This is a genomic window from Frankia sp. AgKG'84/4 (assembly GCF_023242965.2).
Classification (GTDB): Bacteria; Actinomycetota; Actinomycetes; order Frankiales; family Frankiaceae; genus Frankia.
The window spans coordinates 1-7136 of sequence record NZ_JALKFU020000260.1 but is presented as its reverse complement, the minus strand read 5'-3'; the positions used below and the strand labels follow the sequence as shown (position 1 = coordinate 7136).

The 7136-nt window shown below is 72.1% G+C and carries 9 protein-coding genes; 2 read left to right on the top strand and 7 right to left on the bottom strand.

Annotated elements, in window-relative coordinates:
- Nucleotides 1–207: 207 nt before the first annotated feature.
- On the top strand, nucleotides 208–1230 hold the full coding sequence (locus MXD58_RS16175; protein ID WP_250609482.1) for an acyl-CoA thioesterase: 1023 nt from the start codon (nucleotides 208–210) through the stop codon (nucleotides 1228–1230).
- A 4-nt stretch (nucleotides 1231–1234) separates the two neighbouring features.
- Here MXD58_RS16175 and MXD58_RS16170 read toward each other — a convergent pair whose 3' ends face one another.
- The 7 genes from MXD58_RS16170 to MXD58_RS16145 form a co-directional block, all read right to left on the bottom strand.
- Nucleotides 1235–3079, bottom strand: coding sequence for an acyl-CoA dehydrogenase (locus MXD58_RS16170; protein ID WP_248840435.1), 1845 nt, complete (start codon nucleotides 3077–3079; stop codon nucleotides 1235–1237).
- A 4-nt stretch (nucleotides 3080–3083) separates the two neighbouring features.
- Nucleotides 3084–3317, bottom strand: coding sequence for an acyl-CoA dehydrogenase family protein (locus MXD58_RS16165; protein ID WP_248840434.1), 234 nt, complete (start codon nucleotides 3315–3317; stop codon nucleotides 3084–3086).
- Between the two features lie 485 nt (nucleotides 3318–3802).
- The gene (locus MXD58_RS31705) at nucleotides 3803–4369 is read right to left on the bottom strand and encodes a transposase (RefSeq protein WP_518478168.1); all 567 of its coding nucleotides are present in this window, start codon (nucleotides 4367–4369) and stop codon (nucleotides 3803–3805) included.
- Nucleotides 4263–4715 (bottom strand): hypothetical protein, encoded by a 453-nt coding sequence (locus MXD58_RS31700; RefSeq protein ID WP_518478164.1) that lies wholly within the window; start codon nucleotides 4713–4715, stop codon nucleotides 4263–4265. Before MXD58_RS31700 ends, MXD58_RS31705 begins: the two co-directional genes overlap by 107 nt.
- A 184-nt stretch (nucleotides 4716–4899) precedes the next feature.
- Nucleotides 4900–5193, bottom strand: a complete 294-nt coding sequence (locus MXD58_RS16155) for an EthD family reductase (RefSeq protein ID WP_248840433.1) — start codon at nucleotides 5191–5193, stop codon at nucleotides 4900–4902.
- Between the two features lie 52 nt (nucleotides 5194–5245).
- Complete coding sequence (locus MXD58_RS16150) at nucleotides 5246–6019, bottom strand: VOC family protein (RefSeq protein WP_248840432.1); 774 nt, start codon at nucleotides 6017–6019, stop codon at nucleotides 5246–5248.
- A gap of 78 nt (nucleotides 6020–6097) precedes the next feature.
- A complete protein-coding gene (locus MXD58_RS16145) occupies nucleotides 6098–6421 on the bottom strand; it encodes a hypothetical protein (RefSeq protein WP_248840431.1) in 324 nt (107 codons plus the stop codon).
- A 176-nt stretch (nucleotides 6422–6597) separates the two neighbouring features.
- On the opposite strand from MXD58_RS16145, the gene MXD58_RS16140 reads away from it, so the two are divergent.
- Nucleotides 6598–7136, top strand: a 539-nt coding sequence (locus tag MXD58_RS16140) for a TetR/AcrR family transcriptional regulator (protein ID WP_250609480.1), incomplete at its 3' end; no start/stop codon positions are given.

Here is a 7136-nt window from a genome sequence, read left to right as displayed (position 1 = left end):
ACACCCCGCCGCTCGGCCTGGGCCCCTCCCTGCCCGTGACGGCCCGCCACCCCGGCGCGGCCGGGCCTGGGCGGACGGCACCCGGGTATCCGGTCGCACCGTGACCGAGCCCTGCGCGCGCATCCGCCGCGGCCCGTCGCAGGTCCTTCTGTAGTACGAAGGATGGGATCGGCCACCGCTCGGGTGGTGGACGGAGACGGGAGCGGGGTGGCCGCGCTGACCGGCGTGCGTGAGGTGGCGGAGGCCGTGGAGCCGCGAGAATCCGTGGAGCCGCGAGAATCCGTGGAGCCGCGAGAATCCGTGGAGCCGGGAGAATCCGTACAGCTCGCGGGATCCGCGGAGCTGGCGGTGTCGACGGAGCCGGTGGCGCGTGACCTGCTCGGGCTGCGGGTGGATGTACTGGGCGGGCGTGGCGAGTTGCCGATCGCCGGACCGCTGCGGAACACGAACGGGACGCTGTGGGGCGGCGCCGGCCTCGCCGCCGCGATCGCCGTCGGCGAGCAGGTCCTGGAACGTCCCGCGCTGTGGGCGACCCTGCAGTACATCAGCCCGCTGCGGGTCGGCGAACGGCTCGACCTCGTCGTCGAACCCGGCCGTCGCGGCCGCGGCATGTCCCAGGCCGTCATCCGTGGCACGGTCGACGGCCGCCTCGCCGTGATCGCCACCGGGACCTTCGGTGGCCGCGGCGCCGGCCCGCTGGGCGAGGCGCAAGCGCCTGCGGACGGCGACGGCGAACCGCGCCTGGTCGCGCCGCCGGCTGGGGTCCACCCGCCGGAACACGGTGCCGTGCGTCCGCTGCCGGCACACCGTCCGGCCGCCGAGGGCATGCACGGCCGGGTCGAGCAGCGCTGGGCGTTCCCGGCGCCGCGGTCCGACCGCGCCGACGGTCAGCAAGACCAGGCGGGGGACGGGCACAGCGCGCTGTGGCTGCGCCTGCGGGAGCCGATGCCGGTCACGGCGGTGACGCTGGCGGTGCTCGCGGACTTCGCCCCGGTCGCGGTGTCGGTGGCGCTGGGTCGGGCGACCTACGTGTCGAGCCTGGACAACAGCATCCGGCTTGCCCGCGCGCTGCCGGCCGGCCCGGTGGGCGGCTGGGTGCTCATCGACGTACGGGTCGAGGCGTTCGTGCGCGGCGTCGCCCAGCTGGCGGCCCGGCTGTTCGACGAGGACGGCCGGCTGCTCGCCACCGCCGGCCAGTCCGCCGCGCTGCGCATCCCCAGCCAGGGGTAGGCGGTCAGAACCAGGCCGGGTCGGTGTCGAGGGTGGTGCGGTCCTGGTCGGCGAGCAGGTCGAGCTGCGGGCCGGTGCGCGGCAGCTCCCAGCGGAAGAAGTAGCGGGCGGCGGCCCGCTTGCCGTCGTAGAACGCCCCGTCCTTGCCGCGGGCGGCCAGCGCCTGTTCCAGCCACAGCCAGGCGATCACGGTGTGCCCGGCGGCCTCCAGGTAGACGGTGGCGTTGGCGAGACGGGTGTTGACGTCCGGCTCGGCGCCGAGCGCCGCGGTGACCTCGACGAGCCGGCCGGTGGTGGCGGCGAGTGCCGCGGCGAACGCGGCCAGCTCCCCGCCGGCGGCCCTGCCCGCGCGGACGGTCGCGGTGATCGTCTCGACCAGCGCGGTCAGCCCGGCGCCGCCTCGGGCGCTGACCTTGCGGCCGAGCAGGTCCAGGGCCTGGATGCCGTGGGTGCCCTCGTGGATGGGGTTCAGCCGGTTGTCCCGGTAGTGCTGCTCGACGTCGTACTCGCGGGTGTACCCGTAGCCGCCGTGGACCTGGATGGCGAGGTCGTTCGCGGCCAGGCACCACTGCGACGGCCAGCTCTTCACGATCGGCGTGAGCGTGTCGAGCAGCAGGTGCGCGCGCTCGCGGGCGCCGGCACTGGCCGCCGTGCGCTCCTCGTCGAGCAGCCGGCCGGCGTAGAGGACCAGCGCCAGTGCCCCCTCGACGTAGGATTTCTGCGCCAGCAGCATCCGCCGCACGTCGGCATGCTCGATGATCGGCACCTGTGGGGACGCCGGGTCCTTGCCGGCCGGCGGTCGGCCCTGCGGACGCTCCCGGGCGTAACGCAGCGACTTGAGGTACCCGGTGTAGCCGAGCGCCATCGCGCCGGCGCCGACCCCGATGCGGGCCTCGTTCATCATCGAGAACATGTACGCGAGGCCGTGGTGCTCCGCGCCGACGAGATAACCGACCGCGCCCGGTTCGCCGCCGGGGGCATGCCGGCCCTCGCCGAAGTTCAGCAGGGCGTTCGTCGTCGCGCGGAATCCCATCTTGTGGTTCAGGCCGGCGAGGGCGACGTCGTTGCGCTCGCCGCGGGCCCCGTCCGCCCCGACCAGCCACTTCGGCACGACGAACAGGCTGATGCCCTTCACCCCGGGCGGCCCGCCAGGGATCTTCGCGAGCACCAGATGGACGATGTTCTCCGACAGCTCATGATCTCCGCCGGAAATCCACATCTTGCTGCCGAAGATCCGGTAGCCGCCATCCGGGCGCCGCTCGGCGCGCGTGGTGATGTCCGACAGCGACGAGCCGGCCTGCGGCTCCGACAGGCACATCGTGCCCAGGAAGCGCCCGTCGAGCATCGGCCGGACGAACGTCTCGACCAGCTCGGCGCCGCCGTGGGTGAGCAACAGGTTCGCGTTGGCGATCGTCAGGAACGGGTAAGCGGACGTCGCCACGTTGCCCGCCTGGAGGAACGCGAGGCAGGCACTGGCGACCACCGACGGCAGCTGCGCGCCGCCGACGCCGGCATCCATCGCCGCGCCGAGCAGACCCGTCTTCGCGAACACCGCCAGCGCCGCGCCGATCTCGGGAATGAGCGCCACCCGTTCGCCGTCGAACGTCGGCTCGCACGCGTCGGCGAGCCGGTTGTGCGGGGCGAAATGTTCGGCGGCGACCTGCTCGGCGAGGTCGAGCGCCGCGTCGAAGGTCTCCCGGCCGTGCTCGGCGAAGCGCTCCCGGGCGGTGAGCGCCGCGACGTCGAGCCACTCGTAGAGCAGGAAGTCGAGGTCACGCCGCGAGAGGAGGTCGCGCCGCGCGCTCGCTCCGGCGGGGGACCGGGTGGGCGCCGCGGGATCGGCCGGCACGGGCTCAGCCCTCCGCGCGGTGCTGGCGGGCGAGATCGCGGCCGATGATCTCATTCATGATCTCGTTCGGGGCGGCGATGCCCAGCGGCCCCTGGGCGCCCGCGGCGCGCCAGGCCGACCTGTCGACTGGGCCCCGCTGCAGCCAGCCGTCCTGATGGGGGACGATCTCCCGCCCGACGAAGGTGCGCGCCGTCTCCCGCAGCGCCTCGTGCTCGGCCTCGAACAGATCCCGTCGCACGTCGCACGCTCCTCGTTGAGAGTGGTCCGGTCCCGCCCGCCATCGAACGACAGCAGGTGTCGTGTCGCACGCCTATCAGGATCCAATGGGCTGGTCCGCCGCCGCCGCCGCCGCCACGACGTCGACGGCCAGTTCGCTTCCCGTGGGCCTGCGGCTGGTCGGAGAAGGACCCACCCGAGGACACTCCCAGCCGCGCGGCGCGGCGCGGCGTGCCGTGCCGGGCCGGGCCGTCTGCGGCACTGTGGGTGACTGCCGCTGGTCGGATGTGTCGGCTCGGTGTGGGAGGGGGGCTTCGGGCCGCTTTTGAGGGGCTCCGGGTCCGATTTGTACCTATCAAAGCGGCCCGCGGCAGCGCAGGCACGCGCGCCCGACGGCGGCTGGTGGCTGGGGGTGATGTCGGGCGGGTGAGAGGTGCGCGCAGGTCCGCGTCTCGGCCGGGGTGGGAGCGGTGTGACCGTCGTGGTCTCGCGGCGGGGGCATGGCGATCACCGTTCGGCGGGTCGTGGTGTTCTCGGGTCAGGTGTCGGCCGTGGGGCCGCTGTAGGTAGATCGGCGAGCAGACGAGCAGGCGAGCAGGGAAACCCGCCCGCTCCCGTCGGTCCCGCCAGGCAGTCTCTCGTGGATCTTCGAGCCAGGTGAAGGTCGCGGCGAGTGTGAGTTCGTTGCGGTAGTAGTGGACGCGCTGGGTGTACCGGGTCGTGAGTGCGCGCCATTGCTTGAGCCGGTTGAAGAACCGTTCGACGACGTTGCGGTGCTTGTATCGCTCGGTGTCGAATGTCGGTGGGCGTCCGCCGGCGGATCCTCGCCGTTTGCGTTGGCTTTCTGGTCGTCGCGTGCGGGGATCGCGTGCGGGGATCGTGTGCGGGGATCGTGTGGCCGATGTTGCGGCGGCGCAGTTCCTCGCGGATCGCCCTCGAGCTGTATCCGTTGTCCGCGAGTACGTGGTCAGGGCGGGTCCGTGGCCGGCCCGGTCCGTCGCGTCGTACCCGGATACCGTCCATGACCTGCTCGAGCTGGGTGAAGTCGTTGATCTGCCTGGCGGTCAGCGGCAGGGACAGGGGGCGGCCTTGACCGTCGACCGCGGCATGGATCTTGCTGGTCAGCCGCCCCGAGGGCGGCCGAGGGCTTCCGCCCGCTGGGCGGTGTCCGCGGTGTGCCCGTTGATGGGCCGATGCCCGTTCGGGCCTTCGGGACCGCATGCGGGGCACCCGCGGCGTGCTGGTGGGCACGCACGATCGACGAGTCGATCGACACCTCCCACTCGACCGCCCCGACCGCGTCGCCTTTGACAACGACGTGGTCGAGGATCCGGTCGAACGTGGCGTCCAACGACCGGCGGCGGAACCAGTTGTAGACCGTCGGCCATGAATACCGCTCCGGGAGATCTGCCCAGGGCACACCCGTGCGCTCACGGAACAGGATCCGTTCAGGATCTTGCGGTGGTCCGACCAGCGGCCACCCCGCGGTGGATCCTTCGGTAACAACTGCTCGATCCGCGCCCACGCGGCATCGGTGATCTCATGCCGACCAACGATGGATCATGAAGCCTAGTTGACTTCCTTGATCCACGAGAAGCCGCCTGCTAGCGGACGACTTCGTTGATCTGGATGGTGGGGGACAGCGTCGTGTAGTTGGGGGTGTCCTCCCCGAGGGTCGCCGTGCCCGGCGAGCCGAGCGCGGCGTTCAGGTCGTCGACAGAGGCGAAGGTGAAGTGCACCGCGGCCTCGTGCGGGCCGCTGACCCCGCGGTCGACGCGGATCTCCAGCGGGCTCCACGTCTTCTCGCACAGCGGGATGTGGACGTCCCGGTAGTAGTCGTGGTCGAACGTCGCGCCTTCGGTGGCCGGGTAGAAGATGCTGAGCCGGGCCTGTGCCATGGGATGTCCTCCGTGTCGTTCGGGTGGTCGCTGGCCGTCGTTGGCCGGCGGATCAGGGCAGCCGCTGGACGATCTCGATGAGGTAGCCGTCCGGGTCGGTGTAGAAGGACACGATGGTCGGCCAGCGCTCCAGGCGCAGCGGAGCCATCACCTCGGTCCCACCGGCGGCCAGGCCCGCGGCGTGCGTGGCCTCGCAGTCGTCCGTGTGAAGGTAGAGCTTCCACACGCCGTCGCCCTGCTCGACCGGGGCGCCGTCGGTGCGCTGCGCGAGCTGGATCGACCCGCCGCGCCCGGGGGTCGCCACGATCGCCTCCCGGGCGTCGGGGATCTCCGTGCGGCTCGTGCAGGCCAGCCCGAGGCTCTCGTAGCGGGCCACGGCGGCGTCCAGGTCGGCGACGTAGACGCAGTACTGGCCGAGCCACGGCTCGGTGGGCGAGCCCTGCGGCCACGGGTGGCGCTCGACCAGTTCGACGAGGCGGCCGTCGGGGTCGCGGACGAACGCCATCGATACCGGCCAGCGGTCGAGGCGCTCGGGCTTGGTGACGATCTCGGCGCCGGCCGCCACCGCGCTGGCGAACGTCGCGTTAATGTCGTGCGTGTTCACGTACAGCTTCCATAACGCGGTGCCCAGATTCACCGGGCCCCGCTGAGCCTTCTGCTGCGCGATCTGGAACTTCCCGCCGCCGGACGGGTTCTCCATGATCGCCTCGAAGGCGTCCGGGATCTCGGTCCGGCTGGTCTCGCGCAGGCCCAGCGCGCTCCACCACGTCACCGTCCGCTCCAGGTCCGCCACGTTCAGACAGTACTGTCCCACCCAGGTTGCCACGTACCCCACCTTTCCGCCATATCTGCCTACTTGTCCCCGTATGTCGCGCCGTGCCGCCCCGCGCCGTGCCCGGCGCCGTCAGACCCGGTCGGGGTCCTTGTAGAAGATGCGGGTCTGCAGCTCGGCGTAGGCGTCGATGCCGACCTGGCCGTTGTTGCGGCCGATGCCGCTGGCCTTGCGGCCGCCGAAGGGGATGTTCGGGGCGACCTCCAGCACCGCTTTCGCGGCGGCCATGGCCTCGTCCACCTGGGCGAGGGTCGCGGCCGGGCGCTGGGCGAACACCTCGCCGGTCGACGGGTCCTCGACCGGGAACGTCTCGTCGACCGGGAACGTCTCGTCGTTGCGCACCAGCCGGCCATTGATCAGGTAGCCGAGTCCGTCGACCAGTTCCTGCGCGCTCATTCGCCCTTCCCTCTCGTTCGGGTTGTCGCGGCTGGGATTGTCGCGGTTCGGATGAGAGTAGTACTGAGAACTTCTGATGTTGAGGCCATATAGAAGGCGCTAAGGTCCTTGCCCGGCCGGGGGTCGGTCGCTCCCGGCAGGGGAAATGAAACTGTCGGGAGCGGCTGGTCGGTAACATGCGGACCGTGCGTGAATCCCTCACCCCGGCCCGCGTTCTCGACGCCGCGGCGGCGCTGCTGGAACGCGAGGGCGTGCGGCGGTTCTCGATGCGCCGCCTCGCCGCCGAGCTGGCGGTCGCGCCGACCGCGATCTACTGGCACGTCGGTAACCGTGAGGCGCTTCTCGACGCCATTGTCGAACGGGCCGGCGGCATCCTCGGGGCGGTGGACACCGCGGGGGCCTCGCCCGCGGAGCGCATCCTGTCGACCGCGGCGTCGGTGGCGGCCAACATCGACCGGCATCGCTGGCTGGTCGAGCTCGCCCACCAGCGCGGCGTCCTGCTCGACCTGCTCGGCCCGGCCCGCTGGGCCATCGCCGCGGACCTCACCGCCGCCGGGCTCACCGGTACGCGGGTCGCCGACGCGACGAACGCGGTGATGCAGCTTGTCGGCGAGCACGTCACCTTCGAGCGTTACGCCGTGGACTGGCCCGAGCAGTCCGTCGGGGCGGGGGGCGGGGGGGGGGGCGGGGCGGGGGGGGGCGCCGTGACGGTGCG

Excerpts from the sequence above, each read along its gene's own strand:
- MXD58_RS16155 (WP_248840433.1), bottom strand. The coding sequence starts at position 5,193 with ATGGCACAGGCCCGGCTCAGCATCTTCTACCCGGCCACCGAAGGCGCG.
- MXD58_RS16145 (WP_248840431.1), bottom strand. The coding sequence starts at position 6,421 with ATGAGCGCGCAGGAACTGGTCGACGGACTCGGCTACCTGATCAATGGC.